Source organism: Azospirillum sp. INR13 (assembly GCF_015390205.1).
In the GTDB taxonomy this organism is placed as follows: Bacteria; Pseudomonadota; Alphaproteobacteria; order Azospirillales; family Azospirillaceae; genus Azospirillum.
Genome location: NZ_VUOI01000005.1, coordinates 140,020 through 164,434, shown reverse-complemented (window position 1 = coordinate 164,434; position 24,415 = coordinate 140,020). Strand labels below are relative to the sequence as shown.

Annotated in this window: 32 protein-coding genes; 24 read left to right on the top strand and 8 right to left on the bottom strand. The window is 68.1% G+C overall.

Features of this window, described 5'->3' with window-relative positions:
* Positions 1 to 33: 33 nt before the first annotated feature.
* Entirely contained in the window at positions 34 to 489 is a 456-nt protein-coding gene (locus F1643_RS06510) for a helix-turn-helix domain-containing protein (protein WP_194911992.1), read from the top strand.
* On the opposite strand, the gene F1643_RS22415 is transcribed toward F1643_RS06510, so the two are convergent.
* Positions 474 to 740 carry a helix-turn-helix transcriptional regulator gene (locus tag F1643_RS22415; protein WP_255542469.1) on the bottom strand — a complete coding sequence of 89 codons (267 nt, stop codon included), beginning with the start codon at positions 738 to 740 and terminating at the stop codon, positions 474 to 476. The two genes, F1643_RS06510 and F1643_RS22415, sit on opposite strands and share 16 nt — an antisense overlap.
* Before the next feature lie 376 nt (positions 741 to 1,116).
* Here F1643_RS22415 and F1643_RS06500 point away from each other — a divergent pair, with 376 nt between their 5' ends.
* Entirely contained in the window at positions 1,117 to 1,554 is a 438-nt protein-coding gene (locus F1643_RS06500; RefSeq protein WP_194911986.1) for a hypothetical protein, read from the top strand.
* A 209-nt stretch (positions 1,555 to 1,763) separates the two neighbouring features.
* On the opposite strand, the gene F1643_RS06495 is transcribed toward F1643_RS06500, so the two are convergent.
* Complete coding sequence (locus F1643_RS06495) at positions 1,764 to 2,036, bottom strand: helix-turn-helix domain-containing protein (RefSeq protein ID WP_194911984.1); 273 nt, start codon at positions 2,034 to 2,036, stop codon at positions 1,764 to 1,766.
* Between the two features lie 119 nt (positions 2,037 to 2,155).
* Here F1643_RS06495 and F1643_RS06490 point away from each other — a divergent pair, with 119 nt between their 5' ends.
* The 22 genes from F1643_RS06490 (at position 2,156) to F1643_RS06385 (ending at position 18,941) form a co-directional block, all read left to right on the top strand.
* A complete protein-coding gene (locus F1643_RS06490; protein WP_194911982.1) occupies positions 2,156 to 2,425 on the top strand; it encodes a DNA -binding domain-containing protein in 270 nt (89 codons plus the stop codon).
* 215 nt (positions 2,426 to 2,640) lie between these two features.
* The gene (locus F1643_RS06485) at positions 2,641 to 2,943 is read left to right on the top strand and encodes a transcriptional regulator domain-containing protein (RefSeq protein ID WP_194911979.1); all 303 of its coding nucleotides are present in this window, start codon (positions 2,641 to 2,643) and stop codon (positions 2,941 to 2,943) included.
* A 28-nt stretch (positions 2,944 to 2,971) separates the two neighbouring features.
* Complete coding sequence (locus F1643_RS06480; RefSeq protein ID WP_370540497.1) at positions 2,972 to 3,415, top strand: DUF2285 domain-containing protein; 444 nt, start codon at positions 2,972 to 2,974, stop codon at positions 3,413 to 3,415.
* A 135-nt stretch (positions 3,416 to 3,550) separates the two neighbouring features.
* On the top strand, positions 3,551 to 3,802 hold the full coding sequence (locus F1643_RS06475; RefSeq protein WP_194911976.1) for an AlpA family transcriptional regulator: 252 nt from the start codon (positions 3,551 to 3,553) through the stop codon (positions 3,800 to 3,802).
* 10 nt (positions 3,803 to 3,812) lie between these two features.
* Entirely contained in the window at positions 3,813 to 4,697 is an 885-nt protein-coding gene (locus F1643_RS06470; RefSeq protein WP_194911973.1) for a replication initiator protein A, read from the top strand.
* 199 nt (positions 4,698 to 4,896) lie between these two features.
* Entirely contained in the window at positions 4,897 to 5,535 is a 639-nt protein-coding gene (parA, locus tag F1643_RS06465; RefSeq protein ID WP_194911970.1) for a ParA family partition ATPase, read from the top strand.
* A complete protein-coding gene (locus F1643_RS06460) occupies positions 5,532 to 5,765 on the top strand; it encodes a chromosome partitioning protein ParB (protein WP_194911968.1) in 234 nt (77 codons plus the stop codon). The genes parA and F1643_RS06460 overlap by 4 nt, the downstream gene beginning before the upstream one ends.
* The gene (locus F1643_RS06455) at positions 5,762 to 6,415 is read left to right on the top strand and encodes a ParA family protein (RefSeq protein WP_194911964.1); all 654 of its coding nucleotides are present in this window, start codon (positions 5,762 to 5,764) and stop codon (positions 6,413 to 6,415) included. Before F1643_RS06460 ends, F1643_RS06455 begins: the two co-directional genes overlap by 4 nt.
* A gap of 326 nt (positions 6,416 to 6,741) precedes the next feature.
* Positions 6,742 to 7,482 carry a hypothetical protein gene (locus F1643_RS06450; RefSeq protein ID WP_194911962.1) on the top strand — a complete coding sequence of 247 codons (741 nt, stop codon included), beginning with the start codon at positions 6,742 to 6,744 and terminating at the stop codon, positions 7,480 to 7,482.
* Positions 7,479 to 7,826 carry a hypothetical protein gene (locus tag F1643_RS06445; protein ID WP_194911959.1) on the top strand — a complete coding sequence of 116 codons (348 nt, stop codon included), beginning with the start codon at positions 7,479 to 7,481 and terminating at the stop codon, positions 7,824 to 7,826. Before F1643_RS06450 ends, F1643_RS06445 begins: the two co-directional genes overlap by 4 nt.
* 10 nt (positions 7,827 to 7,836) lie before the next feature.
* A complete protein-coding gene (locus F1643_RS06440) occupies positions 7,837 to 9,321 on the top strand; it encodes a type IV secretory system conjugative DNA transfer family protein (protein WP_194911957.1) in 1,485 nt (494 codons plus the stop codon).
* 14 nt (positions 9,322 to 9,335) lie between these two features.
* Positions 9,336 to 9,698 (top strand): hypothetical protein, encoded by a 363-nt coding sequence (locus tag F1643_RS06435; RefSeq protein WP_194911954.1) that lies wholly within the window; start codon positions 9,336 to 9,338, stop codon positions 9,696 to 9,698.
* Positions 9,695 to 10,726, top strand: coding sequence for an ATPase, T2SS/T4P/T4SS family (locus F1643_RS06430; protein WP_194911952.1), 1,032 nt, complete (start codon positions 9,695 to 9,697; stop codon positions 10,724 to 10,726). Before F1643_RS06435 ends, F1643_RS06430 begins: the two co-directional genes overlap by 4 nt.
* Complete coding sequence (locus F1643_RS06425) at positions 10,710 to 11,000, top strand: hypothetical protein (protein WP_194911943.1); 291 nt, start codon at positions 10,710 to 10,712, stop codon at positions 10,998 to 11,000. Before F1643_RS06430 ends, F1643_RS06425 begins: the two co-directional genes overlap by 17 nt.
* Before the next feature lie 3 nt (positions 11,001 to 11,003).
* Entirely contained in the window at positions 11,004 to 11,339 is a 336-nt protein-coding gene (locus F1643_RS06420; RefSeq protein ID WP_194911941.1) for a VirB3 family type IV secretion system protein, read from the top strand.
* 17 nt (positions 11,340 to 11,356) lie between these two features.
* Positions 11,357 to 13,840 carry a conjugal transfer protein TrbE gene (locus F1643_RS06415; protein ID WP_194911931.1) on the top strand — a complete coding sequence of 828 codons (2,484 nt, stop codon included), beginning with the start codon at positions 11,357 to 11,359 and terminating at the stop codon, positions 13,838 to 13,840.
* A 322-nt stretch (positions 13,841 to 14,162) separates the two neighbouring features.
* Complete coding sequence (locus F1643_RS06410) at positions 14,163 to 14,756, top strand: hypothetical protein (protein ID WP_255542467.1); 594 nt, start codon at positions 14,163 to 14,165, stop codon at positions 14,754 to 14,756.
* Positions 14,757 to 14,759: 3 nt separating this feature from the next.
* Positions 14,760 to 14,942 (top strand): hypothetical protein, encoded by a 183-nt coding sequence (locus F1643_RS06405; RefSeq protein ID WP_194911929.1) that lies wholly within the window; start codon positions 14,760 to 14,762, stop codon positions 14,940 to 14,942.
* A 6-nt stretch (positions 14,943 to 14,948) separates the two neighbouring features.
* On the top strand, positions 14,949 to 16,220 hold the full coding sequence (locus F1643_RS06400; protein ID WP_194911926.1) for a type IV secretion system protein: 1,272 nt from the start codon (positions 14,949 to 14,951) through the stop codon (positions 16,218 to 16,220).
* A complete protein-coding gene (locus tag F1643_RS06395) occupies positions 16,217 to 17,008 on the top strand; it encodes a hypothetical protein (protein WP_194911918.1) in 792 nt (263 codons plus the stop codon). The genes F1643_RS06400 and F1643_RS06395 overlap by 4 nt, the downstream gene beginning before the upstream one ends.
* Positions 17,005 to 17,961: a TrbG/VirB9 family P-type conjugative transfer protein gene (locus F1643_RS06390; RefSeq protein WP_194911915.1), complete on the top strand. Its 957-nt coding sequence runs from the start codon at positions 17,005 to 17,007 to the stop codon at positions 17,959 to 17,961. The genes F1643_RS06395 and F1643_RS06390 overlap by 4 nt, the downstream gene beginning before the upstream one ends.
* Positions 17,958 to 18,941 (top strand): TrbI/VirB10 family protein, encoded by a 984-nt coding sequence (locus F1643_RS06385; RefSeq protein WP_194911897.1) that lies wholly within the window; start codon positions 17,958 to 17,960, stop codon positions 18,939 to 18,941. Before F1643_RS06390 ends, F1643_RS06385 begins: the two co-directional genes overlap by 4 nt.
* Positions 18,942 to 18,949: 8 nt before the next feature.
* Here F1643_RS06385 and F1643_RS06380 read toward each other — a convergent pair whose 3' ends face one another.
* The 6 genes from F1643_RS06380 to F1643_RS06355 form a co-directional block, all read right to left on the bottom strand.
* A complete protein-coding gene (locus tag F1643_RS06380) occupies positions 18,950 to 19,750 on the bottom strand; it encodes a LysR family transcriptional regulator (RefSeq protein ID WP_194911895.1) in 801 nt (266 codons plus the stop codon).
* 12 nt (positions 19,751 to 19,762) lie between these two features.
* Entirely contained in the window at positions 19,763 to 19,864 is a 102-nt protein-coding gene (locus F1643_RS24510) for a LysR family transcriptional regulator (protein WP_194911885.1), read from the bottom strand.
* A 135-nt stretch (positions 19,865 to 19,999) separates the two neighbouring features.
* Positions 20,000 to 20,242, bottom strand: a complete 243-nt coding sequence (locus F1643_RS06370) for a hypothetical protein (RefSeq protein WP_194911883.1) — start codon at positions 20,240 to 20,242, stop codon at positions 20,000 to 20,002.
* An 80-nt stretch (positions 20,243 to 20,322) separates the two neighbouring features.
* Positions 20,323 to 21,912, bottom strand: a complete 1,590-nt coding sequence (locus tag F1643_RS06365; protein ID WP_194911881.1) for an NAD(P)/FAD-dependent oxidoreductase — start codon at positions 21,910 to 21,912, stop codon at positions 20,323 to 20,325.
* Positions 21,913 to 22,022: 110 nt separating this feature from the next.
* Positions 22,023 to 22,937 (bottom strand): VOC family protein, encoded by a 915-nt coding sequence (locus F1643_RS06360; RefSeq protein WP_194911879.1) that lies wholly within the window; start codon positions 22,935 to 22,937, stop codon positions 22,023 to 22,025.
* Between the two features lie 169 nt (positions 22,938 to 23,106).
* Positions 23,107 to 24,414, bottom strand: a complete 1,308-nt coding sequence (locus F1643_RS06355) for an amidohydrolase family protein (protein WP_194911877.1) — start codon at positions 24,412 to 24,414, stop codon at positions 23,107 to 23,109.
* Position 24,415: the final 1 nt, after the last annotated feature.

Below are 24,415 nucleotides of genomic sequence, written 5' to 3'. Positions count from 1 at the left end.
CTTGGGAAATCCGACACGAGGAGGGCGACGCCCGTGACCACCGCACCCCTTGTCCGAGCCAGAGGCCGGAGCCGCGCCAAGCTGGCGGCCGGTCTGGACGTCATCGACGCCCACATCGGTCTGCGGGTGAAACTGCGCCGCACCCTGGCCGGGCTGTCCCAGAGTGCCTTGGCCGAACGGGTCGGTGTGACCTTTCAGCAAGTTCAAAAATACGAGAACGGCGCCACCAGCATCTCCGCCGCGCGGCTCTGGCAATTGGCGAACGCCCTGGATGTCCCGGTCAGCTTCTTCTTCGACGGCCTGCCCGGTGCTGGACACGGTGGGGAACTGGCCCCTCCGCCCCCGGAGTTCGACCGCCGGGAAACCCTGGAGTTGGTGAAATGCTATTATCGGCTGACTCATCCTGCGGTTCGCCATCGTCTCTTCGATCTGCTGAAGGCGACGGTGTCCGCCCTGGAGGCGGGGGACTCGCCTCACGCCGGAGGCTGATCGGTTTTGAAGCGAACGCCCGGCCCCTTGCCGTCAACCGCCTCGATCAACTCCACGCCGGCGGCATCGAAGGCGCGCAGCAAGGCCTCGATGGTGACCGGATGGGCGTTCACAGCGCCCCGGGTCGCTTCCAGCCGCTTGATGGTCGGTTCGGACAGCTTGGACGCGAGGGCCAGATCCTTCCGCTCCCATCGGAGAAGGGAGCGCGCAGCTCGGAGTTGTTCGCCGGTCGGCACGGTGCGGCTTTCCAATCTTATCCTATATGGGATAAAAGGATCCCATTTGGGTTGACGCGGAGCGGTGCGTGCTCTAACGTAGAGGGATAAGTGACCCTGAGTCTGCCGGCAAGCGCCGGACACAGCCGCCGCGCGAATGACGCGGCCCAAGCGGCATTTTTCCCTTTGGCTGGATCTCAAAGAGGTTCCCATGCCCGTTCCGACGCCACCGGTCACTGTCCGGCCGTCAACCCTTCGCGCTTGCCTCGCGGCGGCGGCTCGTCTGCTGAACGCGGCGGCGAGGGATCCAGACGGTTCGGAGCCTCTGGTGCCGCTCTGGCGGGAATGGCGGAGGGCTGCCGCCGCGGTCAACCGGTCGTGTCGGGCGGCGCAGAGGCTGGAACGCCAACTCATGGCCAGCATCGGCCCGCCGCGCGTCGAAGTGCCGCTGGACCCGCCGCCCTCGCAACCGGTCTACGTGTCCGACGCTCGCGCCATCGATCAATTGCTCGGCACCGACCTCGTCAGCCACCCCTTGCGCGACCGCCTCAAGCAGGACCTCGCGGCGAGGCTGGCGCGCTGGGAGCGGGAGGCCGTCACCAGTGGCCTGAACGCCGCCCAGGCGGAGGAGGCCGCCGCCAGCCAACGGGCCGAGGCGGTGCTGGAACTGGCGGCGGCGATCCCGGCGCGTTCCCTGGTCGGGGTGCTGGCGAAACTCACCATCGCCGCCGAATGGGGAAGCCACGATCCGGATCATGACGCCCAGCCCTGGCCCTTTCTGCACAGCGCGCTGGCTGATCTGGTGAACGAAGTGGCGGCCGCGCGAAGCACGGATACGCCGGCACCGTGACGTCCACTGCTGGGTAGCGGCCGGCGAAACCGCCGATACGGAAAAGCGGCAGGCCGGAAGCCCGGTTTCACGGATTTCCGCCAGCCCACACTGAAATTGCCGTGCATATGCGCAAAATTCGACGGGCTTCCGACGAAAGTTCGTTGGAAATTCGAACCCTTCGGCCTCAAAGCAAGGGTGGCGGTGACGCTGCGCCATATCCAAGTATGCTATCCAGCGTCGTCGCCGTTCGGGTGGCTACCCGTCAGTTCGGAGAGATAGGGGTGATGGGACGGAAGCGTCAGCAGATCGCCGGGAAGAACCTTCAGCGCTTGCGCCAACCGGCCGAGCGTGACGACTGTCGCCTTGTGCTCGGCCCGCTCGATTTGGCCGACATAGCTGCGGTCGATGCCCGACCTGTGCGCAAGGTCCTCCTGCGTGATGCCCCGCTCACGCCGCAGACGCCGGATGTTCGCGGCGAGTATGTCGGGCAGATCCTCCATCGCCAGGATGGAGCCTCATTGCGGGAGATGTCTCCACGGGATACATCTCCCATTCCGACGGCGGCCCCCTGGTCCGGGGGCCTTTGTGCGGGTTTGGTTCGGTGGAAGGGAGCGCACGCATGAAAAAGCCGCGCATCGACGCGCCGGTCTTCGACGAAGCCCCCAGTGGCGAGACGCTCACCGCGTACGACCGGCTGCATCTGGTCACCTATCTGCGCCTACTCGACGCGGCGGCCGAGGGCGCCGATCCGGACGAGGTGGCCCGCATCGTTCTGCGCATCGATCCGATCGAGGAACCCGAGCGCGCCCGGCGTGCCCACGCCAGCCACCTCGCCCGTGCCCGTTGGATGACCGAGAACGGATACCGTCACCTGCTCGGGTCGAGCTAGGCCGACGGAGCCGCTGTGGCGCGACTGGTGCCGGATCGCGCCGGCCGGGCGCGAAATCCCAGTACGATCAAAGACTTTTCTCCCTTTCGATCGGAGGAGGGCGGACTGGGCTTATCGCCCGATAAGCAGCACCGGCCTAGCGGCGTCGCGTCCCGTCCGCAACCTCACCGTCCGGATGCGCATCCGTCCCTTCCATTCGTGACGAGGACGGTTCCATGACGAACACGAAGGACTGGCGGTCCGCCGCCGCCTACGCCGACACGGTGTCGCTGTCGGTCTCCGGCTGGGCGTGGGAATTCCTGCGCCGCAACCCCGACTATCGGGCCGAGACTCGGGCGGCGGCACCGCGCTCCACGGCCCGCGCCGCCGCCGGCCGGCGCTGGGGGTTGTCCTGTCGCCGAGGACCCGGACCGCAGCGGCCACGACACGGCGCTCTTCTGGACGCCGGACCTCCTGCCGGGGCTGGTGCGGTTGATCCCGGACCCAGTACCCGGACGAATGGTCCCCGCGACCGCTGATCCCTTGACGGGACCAGGGCGGCGGGCGGTGTTGCCGACGCCGGACGGTCTGCACGTCGTCATCGCCGATGGTCCACGGGAGCGGCGCTTCCTCGTCCTGGCCCCCGAACTGCCCGAGCCGGGAACGCCGCTGTGGGCCACCGTGGCGTTCGACGCCCCGCGTGCTCCGCAGATCGCCGGGATCGAGCGGTTGGCGGCGCTGATGACGGAGTCCGATCCGCCAGCCGAGTTGACCGGCTACCAGACCGACATGCTGCGCCGGGTTCTGCAAGGGCTCGACGCCGCGCTGGCCGGCGCCAGCCTGCGCGACACCGCCGCCGCGCTGTTCGGCGACCAGCGGACATCCACCGACTGGTTCCGTTCCAGCCCCTTGCGCGATCAGGTCCGCTACCTGATCCGCCGGGGCCGGCGGCTGATGACCGGCGGCTATCGCGACCTGCTGGCCGGCCGGTTCGGGCGCGGTCCCGCGTAGGCTGTCACCGCAGGGGCCGGGGGACTCCGGCCCCTGCGGTCTTTCCCCTCCCCGGCGTTTCGCTGTTTCCGCGAGCCTTCCTCCACCGCGCGCGCCCTCCTCCGATGGTGCGCTGCGGCTCACGGAGGCTCGCTCATGTCCGACACCATTGGCAATCTGCCGCCGCGCTTTCTGCGCACCCCCGAGGCTGCGCGCCTTCTCGGCCTGTCCGGCCGGACGCTGGAGAAGCACCGCGTCTACGGCACCGGACCGCGCTACCGCAAGATCGGCGGGCGCGTCGTCTACGCGCTCGACGATTTGAAGGCCTGGGCCGATCAGGGCCTGCGCACCTCGACCTCCGATCCCGGGACCGGCACGGTGCGGCCGGCCCGGCCGGCGACGCGCTGAGGGCGGCGCGATGGACGGGTTTCGCAACGGCGATGCCGCGCGCTGGCAACGCGATCTGTTCGTCACGCTGCCGGGCGACATGGCGGTGCGCGATCAGCAGGACCTGATGGCGCATCCCTTCTTCTCGCTCGCCAAGTCCCGGCGCACGGTGCCGATCGACTACGCCGCCGGCGACGTCTGCATCCGGGTCGAGGGCACCGCCGAGCATGGCATCGCCACCATCTGGGACGCCGACGTGCTGATCTGGGCGGCCAGCCAACTGGTGGAGGCGCGCGACGCCGGTCTGCGCACCGCCCGCCAGTTGGTGACGACACCGCATCAGATCCTCACCTTCACCGGGCGTGGCACCTCGGTGCGCGACTACCAGCGCCTGCGCGCCGCCCTCGACCGCTTGCAGGCGACCACCATCGTCACCAACCTGCGGCAGGCCGACCAGCGGCGCCGCCATCGCTTCTCCTGGATCAACGAGTGGAAGGAACGGGCGGATGCCGCCGGCTGGCCGCTCGGGCTGGAGCTGATCCTGCCGGACTGGTTCTACCAGGGTGTGCTGGAGGACGCCTTCGTCCTCACCATCGAGCGGGACTACTTCGATCTGACCGGCGGGATCGAGCGCTGGCTGTACCGGCTGGCCCGCAAGCACGCCGGCCGCCAAGCCGAGGGCTGGGTTTTCGATTTCCGCCACCTGCACCTCAAATCGGGCAGTCTCGCCCGTTTCGCCAACTTCGCCATCGACCTGCGGAGCATCGCCCGGCGGCAGCGGCTGCCCGGTTACCGGCTGAGCGTCGAGCGCCGGCGAGATGGCAGCGAACGCCTGCGTTTCCGGCCGGGCGGCGTCCTCGCCACGCCCCCGGAGCCGCCGAACACTTATCCACAGACACGTGGGGAAAACCGGTGAAACCGCTCGTGCCATCGCGTGTGCAAACGCTCGTGCCATCGGGTGCGGCGAGGTCGTGCCATCGGGTGCGCGAACCCTCGGCAAACCTCTGGTCCACAACGACGATTCGCGCTCTTAACTTATCTAACAAAGACTCTAACGATTCTATGTTGTTGGCCGGGTGGAATCCTGGGGAGAAGCCGCGTCACGGGGTTTCGCCATGATCGTGGCACTGCTCAACCAGAAGGGCGGGGTCGGCAAAACGACGCTGGCCCTCCACCTCGCCGGTGAACTGGCCCGGCAAGGGCAGCGCGTGCTGCTGATCGATGCCGATCCCCAGGGTTCGGCGCTCGATTGGGCCGAGCGGCGGAATCGGGAGGGTCTGCCCCGGCTGTTCGCGATGACCGGCTTGGCGCGGGAGACCCTGCACCGCGAGGTGCCTGACCTTGCCGCCGGGGTCGCGCATATCGTGATCGACGGGCCGCCCCGGGTGACCGCGTTGGTCCGCTCGGCGATCCTGGCGGCCGAGCGGGTGCTGATCCCGGTGCAGCCCAGCCCCTTCGACGCCTGGGCTTCGGCCGAGTTGCTGCGGCTGCTCGACGAGGCGCGCGGCTGGAAACCGGAGCTGTCGGCCCGCTTCGTGCTGAACCGCTGCATCGCCCGCACCCGGCTTCTGGCCGACGCGCGGCGCGAGCTGGCCGGGGTGGTTCCACCGGCGCTGGCGGCGTCGGTTGGCCAGCGCGTCGTCTTCGCCCGTTGCGTCCGATCCGGCCGGTTGGCCTTCGAGCTGGAGCCGCATTCCGCCGCCGCCCGCGAGATCGCCGCCTTCGCCACCGAGTTGCTGGAGGTTGGACCATGAGCGGCGAACGGATCGGCTTCGGCGCCCGCCCCGGTGCGCCCGACGCCTGGGTGCGGCGGGGCGAGGGGACACCGTCCAAGGCGGAGCTCTACACCGCGCGGCTGACGGTGGACGTCACGCCGGAACTGCGGGGACGGATCAAGATCGCCGCCTTTCGCCGGGGAGTCACCATGGCGGTGCTGCTGCGCGAGTTGCTGGAAGCCCGCTTCGCCGGGAAGGACCGGCCATGATCGTCGCTCTGGTCAACCTGACGCCGGGCGTTGGCCGCACCACGCTGGCGGTCAATCTCGCCGGCGAGCTGGCGTTGCAGGGCCGGCGGGTGGCGCTGCTCGACGTCGATGGCTGTGCAGGGTCGCGGGACTGGGCGGGGATGCGGCGGGCCAACGACCTGCCGGCCCTGTTCGACACCATCGCCATCACCAGCAGCCAGTTGCGCCGCGGGTTGTGGGGACTGGCCACCCGTTTCGACTACATCCTCCTCGATACTCCATCCCGCTCACCGGCGGCGGTGCGGGCGGCTCTGCTGGCGGCGGAGACGGTGCTGGTGCCGACGCCACCGGATCGGGCGGCTCTGGGGCGAAGTGCCACCACGATGCAGCTCGTCACCGAGGCGCTGGCGGTCGAACCTGGTCTGACGGCGTCGCTGGTGCTGACCCGGGTGGCGGATGGGCTGGCAGTCGAACCAGGGGCGGAAGCGACGGTGCTGGGGCTGCGCCTGCCGGTGGCGGCGGCGGTGGTGCGGCAGCGGCGGACCTTCGCGGAAAGCCGGAGCACTGGGTTGCTGGTGCCGGAGCTTGAGATGGCCGGGCGGGCCGAGGTGGAAGTCCGCCACGTCGTCTGGGAGGTCTTTGGTTGGGGACTGGCCTCGTCGGCGGGCTGATCAAGGGGGTCGGCGGTGCTGTCCAACCCAACAGCGAAGTCTGGCGTGTAACAGCGCGCAAAGACAGGACGTCGGCCATAGCGTGCAAGTCTCGTCGGTGCTCAGGGGTGGTCTGTGGAAGAGAGGAAATCAACGGACAGCAAGATAAAGGGGCGGTTCGCCGTCGTTCGGGATCGTTGATTTCCTTCATGTTTCCCTGTCTACCCCCCATCCTGGGGCGAACATTGGTGAACATGGTCTCCGATCTCCCGTCATCCCTTTGAAAACTTTCACTCATGCCCGATTCCGGTTCATCGTCAGCTCCGGTTTGACGGAGGGGCATCGGCATGAAGGGACGTGGGTCCATCTTCGACGGCCTTGCGGCTGATGACGGCTTCAAGGCCCGCATGAAGGCGCTGGCCGACCGTGGCCGGGCTCTCGCCCGCGGCTACGTCCGCCGGGCCGAGCGCCGGGTCAAGGTCCGCGCCGCTCCGGCCAGCCACGGAGCCTATGCCCGCCCGGTCAACGTCAAGCTGATCTACCACGACCGCGCCCGCGGCGCCTTCCCCAACTCGGTGGCGGTGCTGGCCAATTACCTGGCCAAGGACGGCCCGCTGTTCGACCGCGAGCGGCTCGGCATCGACAAGGGCGAGGTCGCAGCATCCTGGTCGGACGACCGCCGCGTCTTCCACGTCATCGTCAGCCCGAACGACGGCCACCGTATCGACGACATGGTGACCTACGGCCGCGCGGTCATGACCGCCTGGGAACGCCGGGTTGGCGAGCTGGAATGGGTGGCGGCCGTCGAGCGCAAGCCGGACATGGCCCATCCGGACGGCAACCAGCACCTGCACGTGATGATCCGCGGCGTCCAGGACGACCGCGACCTCTACTTCGACCGCGACGTCGTCACCCACTGGTTCCGTCACGACGCGGTCGAGGTCACCACCCGGACACTGGGCTGGATGGACGAGCGCGAGCGGCAGGCCTACGAGCGCCAACTGGTCGAGATGCAGCGCCTGCGCGAGGAGCGCGGCCGCGAGGCTGGGCGCGACGGCCTGGACGAGTTGGGAGGGCGCGAACTGTGACCCGCCTTTCCCCTCGTGCCGTGCTCGGCGTCGTCGCCGTCTGGCTGCTGACGATCCAGGCCGTCACCGAACTGGTTGGCTGGCTTTTCGTCTGGCCCGCTGTCTTCGGCGGGCTTCGCGTTGGGGGCATCGCGCTCTATTGGCCCGGCCAGTTCCTGACCTGGCGCACGCTGCTGGCACCCGGCCATCGCTGGATCGTCACGGTGGCCGTCCTGGTCTGCGTCGCCGGAGCCCTGGCGCTGGCGATGCGCGTCGGCCTCGGCATGCGCGGCGAGCGCGGTCCCCGTTTCGGGGCTGGCCGCTGGGCCGGGGACGCCGACCTTCGCCGCAGCGGCCTGCTGTGAGGAGGCGGGCATGACGACGGACTCCTGCATCGTCCTCGGCGCCTGGAACGGCCGCCCCTTGCGCGAGCGCAGCCTGCAGCCGGTGCTGGTGATCGGCCCCACCGGCTCGGGCAAGACCACCACCACGATGCTGCCCACCCTGTTCGCCGGCTGGCGCGAGAGCGCCGTCGTCTGGGACTTCAAGGGCGCCATGGCCGGCGACAGCGGGGCGGCGCGCGAGCGCTTCGGCGACGTCATCGTGCTCGACCTCGCCAGGATTGGCGGCCCCCGCTACAACCCGCTGATGGCGGTACGGCCTGGCCCGCATCTGGTGCCCGACTGCCAGCACGCCGCCCGCATCCTCACCGAGGGCGAGAAGGAGGGGCACTGGCGCAACGCCGCCTTCTCCTACCTCACCGGCGTCTTCGTCTATCTCCTCACATCGGGAGCGGATTCCGGGAAGTCGTTGGCCGGCGCCCGCCGGCACATCCTGCTCGGTGACGACGGGCTGACCTTGATGCTGGCCGAGGGCGTCCACCCGACCGCCCAGCGCGCCGCCCAGGAGCTTTGGGACAAGAGCGTCGCCGCCGACGCCGAGCCGACGGACGAGGACGGCAAGAAGGATGCTCCGGCGCGCAAGGGCGGCCGGGGCGGAGCCGTCGACAAGAGCCTGCATTACCGCAAGTCAGTCTACGTCACCGCCTCGGTGCTGCTGGCCGAGTTCGAGGATTCCGTTCTCGACGCCCAGACCGCCGCCAGCGACTTCTCGATCTCCGATCTCGTGGCCGGCGAGCGGCCGGTGACGCTCTACATCGTCGCCCGGCCGATGGACGCTCGCCGGCTGCGCCGGGTCTTCACCCTGATCCTCACCCAGATGATCGACTTTCTCACCGTCGATCGCGACCGTACCGACGACGGGCGATCGCGGCGCTGGAAGCTGCTGGTGGCGCTGGACGAGTTCCTGCAGTTCCGCATGGCCGAGGCGGCGGAATGGATCCGCTACGTCCGCGAATACAACATCCGCCTGTTTCTGCTCGCCCAGAGCCTGGGTGAGGTCGAGGAGCGCTACGGCAAGGGCCTGACCGCCAACACGCGGCTCGTCGTCTTCCGGCCGAACTCGTCGGACGAGGCCGAGCGGATCAGCCGGATGGTCGGCGAGGCGATCGAGGAGGTGCCGACGCGCTCGACATCGAAGGGGCTGCTCGACCTGGTGCCGACGGTCAGCCGTGGCGTGCGGGTGGACCGCCGGCCGGTGATGCCGATGCACGCGGCGCTGGAGATGGACGGCAACGACCTGATCGTCTTCGGCTACGGCAAGCCGATCCGCGCCGCCCGCCTGCATCCCTACAGCGATCCGCAATGGCGCGGCTTTTACGGGCCGCCGGCTCGTCCCTGGACGCCTCGGCCTGAGGCGAATCGCTGGTTCGGTGCGCCGGGCGGGGCAGGGGACGGAGCGAACACGCCCGTGAAGCCGGCGCGTTCCGTCCGTCCGCCCCGCCGCAAGACCATCGTGTGAAGGGAGGATCGCCCATGAGCCGCGACATCGGCAACACCCCCAGTGCCGAAGAGCTGCGCAAGCTCCGCCATATCTCCGCCCGCATTCCCGAGGCGCTGGCCCGGCAGGTCGAGATCATTCAGGAGCGTCACCGGCTCCGTCATTTCTCCGACGCCGTCACGCTGGTGATCGACCACGGCCTGTCGGCGCTGGCCCGCGCCCGGGTTGAGGAGGACCAGATCGAGGCCACCATCCTGCGCATCGAGGACATGATGGTGACCCAGCTCGCCCTGCTGAATGTCGGGCTGGAGGTCGACGCCGAAGCGGTCGCCGAGACCCGCGCCGCGATCCTGGAGGAATGGTCCCACCGTGGCCGCCGCAACGGAGCGGCATCATGAATGACCGGGACGCCGAGCTCGATCGTCAGTCCTTGATGCTCGCCTCGCTGGCCCGGCTTCGTGCCGAGCTGTTCGGCGACCTGCTGGCCCGCGACGATGTCGCCAACGTCCTGGTGCTGCCGCCGGCCGGCGGTTCCGCCCTCTGCCGGGTGGTGGTGAAGAATGGTCCGGTGCCCGAGCTCGTTCGCACCGTCGAGCCGGCCCAGGTGCTGCGCTTTCTCGCCACCGTCGCCGGCTTTGCCCGCCGTGAGCTCCGCCGCGACCGCCCGACGCTCGACGCCGTGCTGCCGGTCACCGGCGAGCGCATCCACGCCGACATCCCGCCGGTGACGCCGGGACCGTCCTGCTCGATCCGCAAGCCCTACCGCGGCCGCATCACGCTCGACGACTGGGCCGCCACCGGAGCCGCGACAACACTCCAGGTCACGCTGATCCGCCAGCTGATCGTCGCGCGCCGCACATTGGTGATCGCCGGCGACGTCGACACCGGCAAGACGACGTTGCTGCGGGCCTGTCTGGAGGAGCCGGCCTTCCAGCAGGGGCTTCCCGCCATCCTCCAGGACCCCTTCGAGTTCGAGCCGCCCTGTCCCTTCGCCTACGCCATGGTCGCCGATCCGTTGGCCGGCCCGCCGGTGACGCTGGAGGCCCTGGTCGCCGGCGCGCTGCGGGTGCCGATGACGCATCTGGTGCTGGGTGAGGTCCGCCGCGCCGAGGCCCGCGCCATGGTGGTCGGCTGGACCACCGGCCATCCGGGGCTGTGCACTGTGCATGCCGGTTCGGCCTGGGACGCGCTCGACCGCGTCGCCCAGATGGTCGGCTTGGGCGGCATCGCCATGGACGCCCTGCAGATGCGCTGGATCGCGAAGGCGGTGGACGCGGTGGTCCATCTCGCCCGCCGTCCCGACGGACGCCGCTTCGTTCACGAGATCGTCCGTGTGGAGGGCTACGACCCCGACCGCGGCTTCCTCCTCCGCCCGCTGGGGGCGGGGGATTTTGACGGTGGAGGTGACCATGACATCCAACGGTAACATGCGCCGGGCTCTCGCCCTGGCGCTGACGATGGCCGCGGTGAGCGGGCCGGCGCGGGCGCAGGTGATCGCCAACCTCGGCGCCGAGCTCCTGTCCTGGCAGGCGGTGTTCGACACCAACTTCGTACCGATCGCCGTCACCGCCGGGCTGCTGCTGGCGCTGGTCGCCGCGATGTTCTCGCGCATCGCCGGCGTGGTGGTGTTCGTCTTCACCGTCGCCGGGGCCGCCGCCTACGGTGCCCGCGACGCCATCATCGCGCTGGCGGGAGGCTAAGCCGTGCAGGCCCCGCTGCCGCCGCCATCCATTTTGCCGGATGGTTGGGAGAAGCCGGTGCGCCGCACCTCGGTGCGGCCGACCAAGATGCCGCTCGGCGTGCCGATGGAACTGCTGGCGATCGCGCTGTGGCTGGCCGCCGAGCTGTGGTTCGCCCTCGGCGCCATCCCCCAGGCGGTGGCGGGGTTCCTCGCCGTCTTCCTGACGGCCCGTCACCTGACGCGGCGCGATCCCTGGTGGCTGGAGATCGTCCGTCAGGGCACCGCCGCCTGGCTGGCCCGGACGCTGCGCACCCGCGGCGGCTCGCTTGGCCGCTCCGCCTACAAAGCTCCCCGATAAATATGGATGCGTCGATCATGCTCGACCTGACCGCCTTCGACGACGGCTTCGACGCCCTGTCGCGCCACCTGCCCTGGGATTGTTTCGTCTGGCCCGGTGTCGTGCTGCTGGAGGAGGACGGCGCCCTGATGGCCGTCGTCGAATATGGCGGCCGCGACCAGAGCGTCGAGGATTTGTCCGAGATCCAGCAGACCGCCATGGCCGCCAGCAATGTGCTGTTCCCCTTCACCGGCGGCTGGACCTTCCATTTCGAGATGCAGCGCCGCTGGGGAACCGGCTATCCGCGCGGCACCGGCACCCATCCGGTCGCCAGTCTGATCGACGCCGAGCGCCGCGAGCGGCTCGATGCCGCCGGCCGGCAGCTGCGCTCGCGCAGCCTGATCGCCATCACCTTCACGCCAACCCATCGGCAGGCCCGGCGACTGGCCGGCTGGTTCACCCGCAACCCGCCCGAGCGTGCCCGGCCCGACGTGATGCGCGATCATGTCGAGCCCTTCCGCCAGCTGGTGCTGCAGTTCGCCGGCCTGCTCGGCCGCGCCGTCGGCTGGGCTCGCATGCTGGGCGACGACGCGGTGATGGCCTTTCTCCATTCCTGCGTCTCGCCGGTCGAACAGCCCCACGTCACCGCTCCCGACATCCCAGGCTTTCCGATCAAGGCCAACCTCGTCGATGTCGGCTTTCTCCCCGGCTCCTTTCCGGCCTGGAGCAACGGGGCGGAACGCTGGCATGTCCGCGTCGTCGGCATCGGTGGCTATCCCAAGGTCAGCCACCCCGGCCTGCTGAACGCGCTCGACGCGCTGCCCTTTCCCTTCCGCTGGTCGGTGCGCTTCGAGGCGATGGACCATGTCCAGGCCCGTGGTGTCTTCGCCGCCTTGTGGCGCAAACACGACGACACCTCCTATGACTGGCGGTCCGTGCTGCTGCGCGCCGTCGGCGGGTTCTCGGCGCTGCGCCACGACCCGGTGGGCGTGCTGGAAGCCCTGGAGGCCGAGGCCGCCCGGCTCGAGGCCGAGCAGGCCGGCACCAGCTCCGGCTGGATGACGCCGACCGCCGTGCTGTGGGGATCCTCCGTCGAGGAAGCCGAAACCCGGCGCGACGAGCTCGTCAAGGCGCTGCGCACGCTGGGTTTCACCGCGATCGAGGAGAGCTGGGGCGCCGAGCGCGCCTGGTACGGCACGCTGCCCGGCCATGTCCGGCCGAATCCGCGCAAGGTGCCGCTGACCCAGGTCCAGCTCGCCGACTTCCTGGTGATGTCGTCGGTCTGGGGCGGGCCGGAGCGCAATCCGCATCTCCGCTGCGATCCGCTGATGCAGCTTGAGGCCGAGGGTGGCACGCCGCTGATGCTCGACCTCCACCAGGGGCCGGATGGCGCCGCGCTGGTGATCGGGCCGCCGCGCACCGGCAAGTCCACCGTGCTCGCCTTCCTCGGTCACCAGTTCCTCGCCCGCGTGCCGGAGGGCCGCGTGGTGTGGATCGACGTCGACGCCACCGAGAGCACCAGCCTCGCCGCCACCTGGGCGGCCGGTGGCGAATTTCTCTCGATGGGCTCGGGCGATCTCGCCTACGCCGACTTGGCGCTGCAGCCGCTGGCCGACGTCGATACCCCCGGCGGCTTTGCCTGGGGCCACGGCTTCGTCATGGAGCTGCTGCGTGTCCAGGGTCTGCTGGTGCCGGGCGGCATCTCGGCGGCCGAGGCCGGCGACGCGGTGGATTCGGCGCTGCATCTGCTGGCCGCCTCGCCGCCGGCCGAACGCACCCTGTCACACCTTGCCCATCTCGTGCCCGACAATCTGGTGCGGGTGGCGCTGGAGCCCTACTGCCGCGGCGGCCCCTATGGCGATCTCGTCGATTCCGCCGAGGACCGGCTGCTGGGATCCTGCTGGACCACGGTGGACATCGGCGCGCTGATCGACCGCGGTGCCGGCGCCGCTCCGGTGATCCAGGCGCTGTTCCGCCGCTTCTACCGGCTCTTCGCCGATGGCCGGCCGACCCTCTTCCTGGTCGACGAGGCCTTCAAGGCGCTGAAGCACCAGCCGGCCGAACTGGACGAGCTGCGCCGGCGCGGGCCGAAGAAGAACGTGGCGCTGGTGCTGGCGACCCACCAGCTCGACGACATCGAGGGCTCGGCCATCGCGGCGATGCTGAAGACCATCCGTGTCCTCCTGCTGCTCGCCGATTCCAACGCCGCCAAGCGCGCGCTCTATCGCGACTGGGGCCTGAACGCCGCCGAGGCCGCGCTGGTGGCCAACGCCATGCCTCGGCGGGACGTCTTCTTCAAGACGCCGGACGGCAGCCGGCTCGGCCAGCTCACCCTCGATCCGGTGGCACTGGCGGTGTGTGGCTGCGGCGGGGCCGCCCAGCGCCGGGCCGCCTTCGAGACTATCGCCGAGGCCGGCCCGGCCGGCTTCGCCGCCGCTTGGCTGCGCCGGCACCGGCTGTCCGAGGCCGCCGAGGCCCTCGATTCCGATTCCCCTTCCATCCATCCGGGAGACCCGTCATGACCAGGATGTCCCCATGCCGAACGCTGACTCCGGCCGCCGCTCTTCTGCTCGCTTCGATGGCCCTCACTACCGCCCCGTTGCCGGCGGCTGCCCAGCTCTCCGGCGGTGGCGGCCTTGGCGGCCTGTTCGGCGGCAGCGGTGGCGGCAGTTGCAGCAGCGGCGGCAATGGGCTGTTCAGCGCCATCGGTGCCGCGGTGGTCGGCTATATCACCAGCGGCCCCGCCGGTGCCGCCGTCAGCGCCGGCTCCAGCCTTGTCGCAGCGCCCAGAGCCAGGGCAAGGGCTGCCCGATCGTCGAGAGCAAGCCGCTGCTCGTCGAGGAGATGGTGCAGAGCCAGGAAATTGAGATCATCGCCCAGACCGCGCACATGATCACCCAGATCGACAACATGATCCGCATGCGCGCGCTCTCCGACCTCGACACCAGTGGTGCTGTGGCGGCTCGTCTCGGTGACGCCCGTCAGGTCGCCAACGGCGTCGGGCGGGTGCTCTGGAACCTCGACGGGGTCGAGCGGCAATTCACCGCGCTCTATCCCGACGCACTTCCCGCCGGCCTGGATGCCGAGGGCCTTGCCGAACATCAGGCCGAGCAGGCCCGCCTTGCCCGGGACGCCAGCCGGATCAGCAAGCGGGTCTCGGCCGACGTGATGACCGGCATCGAGTCCTACCCGGACCGGGCGCGCCAACTGGCGGCGACGCTGAAGGCCTGCGACGGTCAGACCTGCGCCATCGACGCCGGGACCCAGGCGACGCTGCTCAACGCCGAGATGGCGGGCCAGTTGCTGATGCTGCAGGCCGCCCATGGCCGCGCGCTGGAGGCCCAGTTCGATTACGAGCAGGCCGCCATCGAACGCGCCCGCCAGCAGACCGCCATCAGCTGGCGCGGCCTCGACACCTATGGCGTCCCGGGGAGCTGAACCATGACCCTCGCACGCATTGCCCTGGTCTTCGTCGGCTTGTTTCTGCTCAGCGTCGTCGGCGCCGCCGTCCTGGTGGTGCTGGTGCTGACCGATGACGGCGCCTGGACCCGCGAACGGTTGGAACGCCTGTCGGATTGGCGCGGCCTCGAGGGGTACCGCGTCGTCCCACCCGGCCGGGAGTGACCGGCCATGGACGTCAGCGGCCTGTCGATTGCCCTGCAACAGTTGACGGCTGCCGTGGTCACCGGCCTCGGCCTGCTCGGGCCGGATGCGCACACGGCACTCCGTTTGCTGATGATGCTGTCCTACACCCTGGCCCTGCTGCTCTGGCTGTTCGAGGGCAAGCCGGCGGTCCACGGCCCTTTCCTGCGCATGCTGCTGAAATTCACCGTCATCGGCGCGCTCGTCGAGTGGTTCCCCGCCGGCTCCGCTGCCCTGATGCGGGCGGCGGCGCAGCAGGGGCTGAGCCTCGGCCCCGGCGGCTTCTCGCTCGACGACCCCGGCTACATCGCCCATCTCGGCATCCAGGCGGTGATCCCGCTGATGCTGCGCGTCAAGGAGATGCTGGGGCCGGTCGACTTCTTCCTGAACTTTGTCGAGATCGTCATCTTCCTGCTGGCGGCGCTGGTGGTGATTGTCAGCTTCTGCATCCTGGCCATCCAGGTCTTCCTCGCCTTCCTGGAATACCGGCTGTTGTCGCTGGCCGCCTATCTCGCCATTCCCTTCGCCGTGCTCGGGCCGACCAGCTTCGTCGCCGAGCGCGCCATCGGCTACATCGCGGCGTCGGCTATGAACCTGCTCGTGCTGGGCGCCATCATCGCCGTCTGCGGCGCCACCCTGACCAGCCTGACCTTCACCGGCACGCCGACCCTGGCCCAGGCCTTCGGGGTGGCGGTGCTGGCCGCCGCCATCTTCGTGCTGGCGATCAAGGCGCCGCGCGCCGCCGCCGGCTTGGTCAACGGCGGGCCGGTGATGGATGGCATGACGGCACTGGCCGCCCTGTGGACCGCCGGTTGGCTCGGCGCCCGCAGCATCGCCGGCGGGGCCGCCGCGTCCTCGAACGCCGCCGGCAGCGTGATGGCCGGCAGCACATCGGCTCTGGGCCTTCTCCGCACCGTGGCGACCGGCGCCACCGGCTCGGTCGGCGGCGCGTCCGGCTCTGGCTCGGCGGACGGATCCGCCGGTACCAGCCGGCACTACCCGGCCGGCCGCTTCGGCGGGACAGGGCAGGGAGGTTCCACGCGTTCCGGCGGTGGCTGGGACAAGCCGATGACCGAGGCCCAGCGCGGCCAGCTCGATCGTCTCGCCGCCGGCCGCACCTATTCCGCCGACCTCACCCGTGGCCAAGCCAGCCGCCTGATCGAGGATTGGGGTGGCGAAGACTCCTGGCTGCGCGCCGGAGACGCCGCCGGCACCCGCAAACCCAGTCCCGATGCTCCGAAAAAGGGAGAACCATCATGAGGGAGCGCATCGTCAACGCCTACGATCCGCCGCCGGCCGGCGTGCCGGACAGCGCCCGCTATCTCGACGCCATGACCTACCGGGCCAGCCGCGAGGCCAAGGCGCTGCGGCTGAAGCGCTGGTATCTCGGCTTGACCATCCTCGGCCTCGGCTGGGGCGGGTTGATGACCTGGGACAATCTGCGCGTCGCCGGTCAATTGGTGGAAATCGCCCGGACCAAGCCGGTCTACCGGGTCGAGCAGGCGCTCGACGGCCACCAGAGCCTGCTGCTGCTCGACACCACGCTGAGCGTCAGCAAGGGCGCCCGTGTCAACGCGGTGTCCTGGTTCATCCGCTGGCAGCGTCAGATCGGCACCGACCCGGTGATGCGGGCCAAGGACCGCGCCGCCGCCCGCGCCCGCCTCACCGGCGGGGCCGAGCACAAGCTGGACGCTCTGCTGGCGGCCGACCTCGATCCAAACGAAGGCTGGAGCCGCGACGTCGCCGACATCCGCGTGCAGGAGCGCGAAGCCGACCCGAAGACCGGCGCCTCCTCCTTCTATGTGGTATGGACCGAGACCGTGTACCGGCGCTTCAAGCCGGAGAGCCGTGCGCTGATGAGCGCCGCGGTGGTGACGGTGGACGGGGTGCCGCGCGATGGCGCGCTCGACGGCGTGTCGATCTCCGGCTTCTCCCAGCCGAGCGGCACGCCGCTAGCCCTCGAGCCGCGCGACGGCGTCAAGTCGCCCGCACCGCCCCAGCCACGGGTTTCCCCATCCGCTTCGACACCTTCGGAGTCCCAGCCGTGACCCGCCTGATTCCCTGGCTCGCGCTGCCGCTGCTCGCCGCCTGCGCCACCGACGTGCCGCCCCCCGAGCCCATTACGGCAGTCGGCCCACCGCGCTCCTACACGATGGCCGACCTCCACATTCCACCGACCGCGATGGAGCGCGAGCCGAAGGAGAAGCTGGCGTCGCGGCCGTCGCGGGCGCAGACCCGCAACTGGGTCGGGCAGGCCAACGAGGCGGCGCTCGACCTGCCGAATCTCACCTGCTTCAAGGGCAAGAGCTGCGAATACTGGTTCCAGCCCGACCAGCAGTATCTCGTCTACATGGCCGAGGGGAACCAGACGCTGGTCTGCCTGAAGCCGGGCGAGGTGGTGCGCGACATCGTGACGCCGGGCGCCCAGGTGTGGATCCCGCACCAGCCCTACAGCTTCGGCAAAGGCCGGCAGCGCACCGAATGCATCGCCTTCATGCCGCGGCGCGCCGGCCTCAACCAGCAGATCTCGGTCTTCACCAACGAGCGCAAATACGATCTGAACGTCGAGACCCACAAGCGGGTCCATCACGTCGAGGTCCGGTGGCGCTATCCCGAAGATTGGCTGGCCACGCTGAACGGACCGGCGACCGTGGCCGGCGCTGCCACCGTGGAGGCGCGTGACCGCACGACCGAGCTGGCCTATCGCGACCGCCGCTGCAGCTACACGCTGGACGGCGACACGCCGGAATGGCGGCCGGCGCCGACGGCGGACGGGCAGCCGCCGGTGTGCGACGACGGTAAGGTGACCATCATCAATTTCACCCCCGGCGCGCTCGGCGCCTACGGTGCGCCGGTGCTATGGCGCGTCGCCGGGGATGGCACTCGAACGCCGGTGCAGTATGGCCGGATGAACGCGACCTACCGCGTCGCCGGCATCCACGATCATCTTCTGCTGGGCCTCGGCGCCCAGGAGGTTCGTATCCGGAGGAACCGGCCATGAGCGCGCCCGATACCACGCCGTTGACGCCCGACCCACTGGAGCGCCGCCGGGTCATCGTCTCCGGCCCGCACCTCGTTCGCATCCTGCTGGTAAGCACCGCGGTGATTGGAGTGGGGCTGGTCGCCTACATGGTTGGCCGCGGCCAGGGAGGGGAGGCGGTGTCGAAGCTGCCGATCCTGTTCGACCATCGTCCGCCCGAGGGCAAGCTGCCGAGTTACGCCGATCTGGCGCCGCCCCCGCCGCCGGCTCCCCGTGTCGAGGTCCCGAAACCGGCCCCGGCGCAACCAAAGCCGCAAATGCGTGGGCCGGCCAAGGAGGACGAGCTGCGCAAGAAAGCGCTGGAGGCCGGGGTGGGCGGCTGGAGCCGCAAGGAACCAGAGGAGAGCACACCCGCCGGACACCGGGAAGGGACGGATTTTGCGGCCGCCGGTGGGGACTGCATCGTGCCGGCGGGAACGCCGATCCCGCTGCAGACCATCAGCCGGGTCGTGACGGAGCAGGGCGGCGTGCTGACCGCCCAGGTGACGCAGGATGTTTGGGACGCCGGCTTCGCCTGCCTGGCGGTGCCGGCCGGATCGCTGGTGACGATGGAGGTCGGCAGCAGCGTCACCAAAGGTCAAAAGCGCATCGTGGTCGCTAAGCCGATGATCACCCGGCCGTGGCCGCGCAATGACACCGTTCAACCGGCGGCCGTGGCGGCCGATGCGACCGGTGCCGGAGGCCTGCCGGGCTCGGTGGAGGTGCCCTGGGTTCAGACGGGCCTGCTAATCGGTGCCAGCGTAGCGGTGGACCTTGCCTCGGCGGCACTGACCGGAGGCGGCAGCCTGCTGGGCACCATCCTCGGTCGCAGCATAGAAAGTCCGCTGGATCGCGCGGCCAAGGACATGCTGGAGAGGGCGCCGGTGATCATGCTGGAGGCTGGCGAACCGCTGCTGCTGGTGCTGCGCGGGGCCTTGCGGGCGGATGATTTCAGATCGTAACCAGGCGATCAGGAGGGATTGCTCGAGGCATCGTCAGTTCCGATTTCCTTGAAGGAGCGGGCGATGGTGAGAAAACGTTGCGCTGCCGGCGTAAGCCCCGAGGTTGGCCAGGCCGCGACAGTGGTCACCTTCAATGGGGGCGACAGAGGCCGGCCCACGATGCCTGGCGTGGCGGCGAGAGCCGAGCTCAAGGCGGGTAGGGCCGTAATACCGAAGCCGGCGGCGACCAGCATAAGCCGGGTTTCCAGAAAGAAAACCGGTGAGGTGATGCCGATCGTGAGGCCGGCAATTCGACTGGCATTCAACAATGCGTGGCCGATCCCATCGTCGTCGTTGCTGCTGTCCAGGATCAGGGGAACATTCGCCAGCCGGCGGATGTCGATGATAGCGTCTGCGACGAGGGGATGGGTTGTCGGCAGCACGAGATGGACGTCTTCATCCCACAGGATCTCGGCATGCTCGACGTCAGCCGTCAGAGTGGAGGGCAACAAAGCGAGGTCGAGCAAGCCGTTGTCCAGCATCCATTGGTGACGCGGTCGCGGCGCGTCGCTGACGGTCGCTTGGCCGGAGGTGGAAATTTTCCGAAATCGGCTCAACGCATCTGTAAGCCTGGTAGTGACGATGTCACACGTGATCCCGAGACGCAGTGGAATGGCCGTACCGTCTCCAGCTTGTCGTGCGATTTGCACCGCTCGGTCGAGTGATGAGAGGATGTTCTGGGCTTCATTCAGGAACATCTCCCCAGCCTGGGTCAGGCGCGTTCCCGATGGAGTCCGATCGACCAGAGATGTGCCGACATCGGCTTCCAACGAGCGGATCGATTAGCTGAGCGCTGGTTGTCGAAGCCGAAGCTGGCGTGCAGCCCGGTGAAGGCTGCCCGTCTCGGCCAACGTGATGAAGTGACGAAGATGGCGTAGGTCCATTTTAGATCTTTGATTATTGAATGATTAACAAAAATCCGATTTTCAGGGACTCCGTGGTGACGGCGAGGAGTATTTATCTCAGTCATTTTCAGAAACGCGGGATGATGAAATGTTATTCAAACTTCCGTAATTTGATCATATCGGCTTTTCCATCGCCTGTTTTCGGGACCGAAACAACCCCTTCATCAGCAGTGCTGGAAGTTGTGCGGTCAGCGAGAGGCCCAAAAGCTTGGCGGCTTGCCAGCAGTCTTCAGGTTTGATGACCATAACGGCCGACATGGCTCCCATGATCTTGCCCTTGATGATAATGACGTCTCCCTCACGATGAATGGACTTGATGTCCATCATCTCCATTCCTTCCTTGCTGAATACCTTCATGATACCCGCTTACCTTATGAAATATTGCTGTTTGGAAAGAGTGGCGGTTGCGGGTGAACCGCCCCGCAACCGCCGTTTCGTCAGGCGGCGACGACCTTGTCGAAGTCGATGCCGAACTCTTCCATCAACAGCCGGGCGACGTTTCGGCCGGAAGCGGCGGTGACGCCGCCGCCGGGATGGGTGCTGGCTCCGCACAGGAAGAGCTGGTCAACCGGCGACCGGTATTGGCCCCAGCCGGCCACCGGGCGGTTGCCGCCAATCTGCCAGGAATAGGAACCAAAATGCAGGATATCGGCGCCAATCATCGCGTTGTTGTGGCGCTCGATGTCCAGCGGCGTCATGAACGAGAAGCCGAGGATGTTGTCCTCGTCCATGTTGGTGGTCAGCGCTTTCAGATCGTTCAGAAAGCCCTGGGCGACCTCGTTGCCGATCTCGTCCCAGCGCTGCGGACCACCATCCTTCAGGTCGTACGGGCAGAAGGCGTACATGTTCAGCACCCGCTTGCCCTCTGGCGCGCGTCCGCCCTTGTCGACCGAGTCCTGCGTCACATAGGCGACGAAGTCCCGCCGGGGATAGCCCCGCTCAAGGTCTCGGAACGCCTTCTCGAATTCCTCGGCGTTGGAATGCGACCGCTCGACCCAGAAGAAATCATCGACTGCCGGTCCCACTTTGTACTTCGGAGGCTCCTTGAGGGCGACGTGCATGTTGAAGGGCTGGAAGCTGCTGGGCTTCAGCCCGCGGATCCGCGCCTCGAACCCATCGGGCAGCGCGACGCCGGGCACCATGTGCGGGAAGATCTGCTTGGCGTGGAGGTTCGTGACCACCGCGCGGGTTGCCAGGATTTCCTCGCCGCTCTCCAGAATGACACCGGTCGCTTTCCGGCCGTCGAGCTTGATTTGCTTGATCGGGCAGCTGGTCCTGACCACGCCGCCGTGCGATTCGAGGCAGGCGCGCAAGGCGTCGGCGAACGCGCCCGACCCGCCGGCCGGCACACCCACTCCGTAGCGGTGCATGAAGGGCAGGATGATGTAAAAGCCGAAGCCGGTGCCGTTGTCGAACGGGTTGATCATGGCTTCCGATGCGTAGCGCGCCAAGGCGATCTTGACCTTGTCGTTCTCGAACCACTCGCCGATTAGATCCCAGGAACTGATGGACATGGTGCGCAGCAGTTCACGCCCCTCCGGGCTGCTGTCCATCAGCATGGTCTGGTGCCCGTAGCTGGGCGGCGTGTTGAACATCCCCGTGACCATCAGGTCGAGCGTCCCGAACACATGTTCGTTGAAGCGGCGATACGCGTCGGCGTCCTTGGCCGAGAACTTGGCGATGGACTGCGCCGTCTTCTCCAGGTCGGTGTAGAATTCGAGCGTGGAGCCGTCGTCATAGAAGATCGACGTCATCTTGTCCGGATTGAGATAATTCAACCCGAACGTCGACAACAGCTTCAGTTCGTCGTTCCGCAGCAGGGGGTTGGCCTGCAACAGCGTATGGGCGACGGAGCAGACGTCGTGCTTGAAGCCGGGGATGGTCAGTTCGCGGGTCATCACCCCGCCGCCGACCTTGTCGTTCTTCTCGACGACGCAGACCGTCAGGCCCGCCTTGGCCAGATAGCTGGCGGCGACCAAGCCGTTGTGCCCGCCGCCGGCAACGACGATGTCGTAGGTTTCAACCATCGGAATTTCCTCAGGAAAAATGTGTTCCGGACGTCCATGGCCGGACCGTCACGCTGGAAAGGGTTGGCGGCCTGTTCGAAGAACCTCGAACGGAGGCGCCGTTTCGGTCTTTACTGGAAATCCTCCAGCGGACGGACGCTCGGCCCCAGGATCGGGCCGGTCACCTCGTGCCCCCACAGGCTCAACCGCTCCGGGTTCAGTTCGAAGGGATCGCCCGGCCACGGTTCGAATTCATGGATGGCTTCCACCACGAAACCCGACGGCGTGAAATGATAGAAGGAGAGGTGCGGATCCTGGGTGTGCTGGCCCAACGTCATCTGCATTTGGATCCCGCGCTTCTGCACGATGTCGTAGGTTTCGCCGAGATCGCGCAAGGTGGCGAAAAAAATACCGATGTGCTGCAATCCCATAGAGCCCGGCCGCAGCCCATAGGCGATGTCGTGGCTGGTCTTGTTGTTCAGCTTCGAGCGGAAGAAGCCGGTCTTGCCCTTGCCGGCACCCGCCCCATACCAGTGAAAGCCCATGACGTCGATCAGGAAGCTTTCCAGAGCGGGCGTGTATTCGGGGCTGATCACGACGATGTGACCGAGGCCGCGCTCGTCGGCGACGAATCTGCGGTTGGGCAGGCCGGACACGAAGGAGTGCGGATCCCACTTCTGCCCGTAGAATAACTCGTGCTGGAAACCGACCGGATCCGTGAAGCGGATCAGTTCGCGCACACCGCGGAGTTTGCGGAGCGCCTCGTCGCCAACGGTGATCTCGACGCCGGCCGCCCGGAATTTTTCGACCGCGGCGTTGAACGCCACCCGGCCGACGGCTTCCCAACCGATGTAGCTCACGCGGTCGATCGGACCGGGGTGGATGGCGATGCGGTGACGGCGGTCGTCCATGCGCAGATACAGGGATTGCTCGTCCCCTTCCGGCGCGACGCCGACCCCCATGCCCAGCACGTTCGGCCCGTAATCCCGCCAGGCATCGATGTTCGGCGACTCGATGCCGATGTAGCCAACGCCGATGATGTCCATGTTTCGCCCCCTGGGATAGCTTTGACGTATTGGTTAGGGCGCGTTCCGCCGAGGGCACGGGCCGCCGCAGGCCGAAACGTCCGGCGGCCCGTGTCTGGTTCCGCAAGCCGAAGGCTCGCGGTTTCGGTGGAGTCCGGGAACCGCCGGTTCCCGGATGCGCGGGCTTCGGTCAGAGCGCCGATTCGGCGGCGGCGGCGGTGAACATCTTGTTGATGTCGCCGGAGGTGACCGGACCGTCCTTTCTGACCTGGGGAACCGCACCGCCAAGGCCGAGCATCGGCTCGGTCTTCACATGCTTGGCGCGGGCCTTGAGGGCGCCGACCGTGCAGTTCTCGCGCCCCAGGACGGAGAACGGGTCGTAGGAGAACTCCCGCATGACGTTCAGGTGGGTGACCTTGTCGATCGTGTCCTTGGACAGGTGCTTGAGGTCTTCCCACAGCAGCTCGGCGGAGTCCGGCCAGGTGCAGTCGGAATGCGGATAGTCGCATTCCCAGGCCACCATGTCCTCGCCGACGTCCTTCAGGTTGGCGAGGCCGAAGCGGTCCTCGATGAAGCAGGTGATGATGTGCTTGCGGAAGATGTCGCTCGGCTTCTGGCTGCCGAAATCCGTTCCGGTCCAGGAACCATGGTGCCGGTGGGTGAAGTCGGCGCGTTCGAGCAGGTAGGGGATCCAGCCGATGCCGCCCTCCGACAGGGCCATTTTCAGGTCCGGGTATTTCTTCCACATCGGCGCCCAGATCCAGTCGGCGGCGCTGTTGGCGATGGAGATCGGCATCGCGGTGATCCAGGCGTCGATCGGCGAGAGGTCCGACGCGTGTTCCGCATGGTTGCCGGTGCCGATGTGGCAGCTGATGACCACCTGGTTGTCGGCGCAGACCTTCCACAGCGGATCCCAGTATTCGTCGTGGATCGACGGATAACCGAGCTGGGCGGGGTTGTCGGAGAAGCTGATGGTGTGGACGCCCTGGGCGCTCAGGCGCTTGACCTCGGCGACGGCGGCCGGGATGTCCCACATCGGGACCAGGCACAGCGGGATGAAGCGTCCGGGCGCGGCGTTCGCCCAGTCGTGCAGGTGCCAGTCGTTGTAGGCCTGGATGGCGGCCAACGCGACGTCGCGGTCGGGGTGGGCCTGGAACTTCTGGCCGGCGAAGCCGGGGAAGGTCGGGAAGCAGATCGAGCCGAGCACGCCGTTGGCGTCCATGTCCTCGACGCGCGCCTTGATGTCCCAGGTGCCCCGCCGCATGTGGTCGTAGCTCAGCGGTTCCATGCCGTATTCGGTCTTGGGGCGGCCGACCACGGCGTTGAGGCCCATGTAGCCCCATTTCTTGCCTTCGAACACCCAGACGTCGCGCTCGCCGATCCGCTCGATCTTCGGCTCGCGGCCCTTGAAGCGGGCCGGCATGTGGGGAGCGAAGGCGTTGGGCGGTTCGATCACATGGTCATCGACGCTGACGAGAATCATGTCTTCACGAGTCATC

What these genes read in the sequence shown, in the direction of transcription:
- F1643_RS06500 (WP_194911986.1), top strand. Translation starts at nt 1,117, where the DNA reads ATGGCCAGCATCGGCCCGCCGCGCGTCGAAGTGCCGCTGGACCCGCCG.
- F1643_RS06495 (WP_194911984.1), bottom strand. Translation starts at nt 2,036, where the DNA reads ATGGAGGATCTGCCCGACATACTCGCCGCGAACATCCGGCGTCTGCGG.
- F1643_RS06490 (WP_194911982.1), top strand. Translation starts at nt 2,156, where the DNA reads ATGAAAAAGCCGCGCATCGACGCGCCGGTCTTCGACGAAGCCCCCAGT.
- F1643_RS06485 (WP_194911979.1), top strand. Translation starts at nt 2,641, where the DNA reads ATGACGAACACGAAGGACTGGCGGTCCGCCGCCGCCTACGCCGACACG.
- F1643_RS06475 (WP_194911976.1), top strand. Translation starts at nt 3,551, where the DNA reads ATGTCCGACACCATTGGCAATCTGCCGCCGCGCTTTCTGCGCACCCCC.
- F1643_RS06470 (WP_194911973.1), top strand. Translation starts at nt 3,813, where the DNA reads ATGGACGGGTTTCGCAACGGCGATGCCGCGCGCTGGCAACGCGATCTG.
- parA (WP_194911970.1), top strand. Translation starts at nt 4,897, where the DNA reads ATGATCGTGGCACTGCTCAACCAGAAGGGCGGGGTCGGCAAAACGACG.
- F1643_RS06460 (WP_194911968.1), top strand. Translation starts at nt 5,532, where the DNA reads ATGAGCGGCGAACGGATCGGCTTCGGCGCCCGCCCCGGTGCGCCCGAC.
- F1643_RS06455 (WP_194911964.1), top strand. Translation starts at nt 5,762, where the DNA reads ATGATCGTCGCTCTGGTCAACCTGACGCCGGGCGTTGGCCGCACCACG.
- F1643_RS06450 (WP_194911962.1), top strand. Translation starts at nt 6,742, where the DNA reads ATGAAGGGACGTGGGTCCATCTTCGACGGCCTTGCGGCTGATGACGGC.
- F1643_RS06440 (WP_194911957.1), top strand. Translation starts at nt 7,837, where the DNA reads ATGACGACGGACTCCTGCATCGTCCTCGGCGCCTGGAACGGCCGCCCC.
- F1643_RS06435 (WP_194911954.1), top strand. Translation starts at nt 9,336, where the DNA reads ATGAGCCGCGACATCGGCAACACCCCCAGTGCCGAAGAGCTGCGCAAG.
- F1643_RS06430 (WP_194911952.1), top strand. Translation starts at nt 9,695, where the DNA reads ATGAATGACCGGGACGCCGAGCTCGATCGTCAGTCCTTGATGCTCGCC.
- F1643_RS06425 (WP_194911943.1), top strand. Translation starts at nt 10,710, where the DNA reads ATGACATCCAACGGTAACATGCGCCGGGCTCTCGCCCTGGCGCTGACG.
- F1643_RS06415 (WP_194911931.1), top strand. Translation starts at nt 11,357, where the DNA reads ATGCTCGACCTGACCGCCTTCGACGACGGCTTCGACGCCCTGTCGCGC.
- F1643_RS06410 (WP_255542467.1), top strand. Translation starts at nt 14,163, where the DNA reads ATGGTGCAGAGCCAGGAAATTGAGATCATCGCCCAGACCGCGCACATG.
- F1643_RS06405 (WP_194911929.1), top strand. Translation starts at nt 14,760, where the DNA reads ATGACCCTCGCACGCATTGCCCTGGTCTTCGTCGGCTTGTTTCTGCTC.
- F1643_RS06400 (WP_194911926.1), top strand. Translation starts at nt 14,949, where the DNA reads ATGGACGTCAGCGGCCTGTCGATTGCCCTGCAACAGTTGACGGCTGCC.
- F1643_RS06395 (WP_194911918.1), top strand. Translation starts at nt 16,217, where the DNA reads ATGAGGGAGCGCATCGTCAACGCCTACGATCCGCCGCCGGCCGGCGTG.
- F1643_RS06385 (WP_194911897.1), top strand. Translation starts at nt 17,958, where the DNA reads ATGAGCGCGCCCGATACCACGCCGTTGACGCCCGACCCACTGGAGCGC.
- F1643_RS24510 (WP_194911885.1), bottom strand. Translation starts at nt 19,864, where the DNA reads ATGGACCTACGCCATCTTCGTCACTTCATCACGTTGGCCGAGACGGGC.
- F1643_RS06370 (WP_194911883.1), bottom strand. Translation starts at nt 20,242, where the DNA reads ATGAAGGTATTCAGCAAGGAAGGAATGGAGATGATGGACATCAAGTCC.
- F1643_RS06365 (WP_194911881.1), bottom strand. Translation starts at nt 21,912, where the DNA reads ATGGTTGAAACCTACGACATCGTCGTTGCCGGCGGCGGGCACAACGGC.
- F1643_RS06360 (WP_194911879.1), bottom strand. Translation starts at nt 22,937, where the DNA reads ATGGACATCATCGGCGTTGGCTACATCGGCATCGAGTCGCCGAACATC.
- F1643_RS06355 (WP_194911877.1), bottom strand. Translation starts at nt 24,414, where the DNA reads ATGACTCGTGAAGACATGATTCTCGTCAGCGTCGATGACCATGTGATC.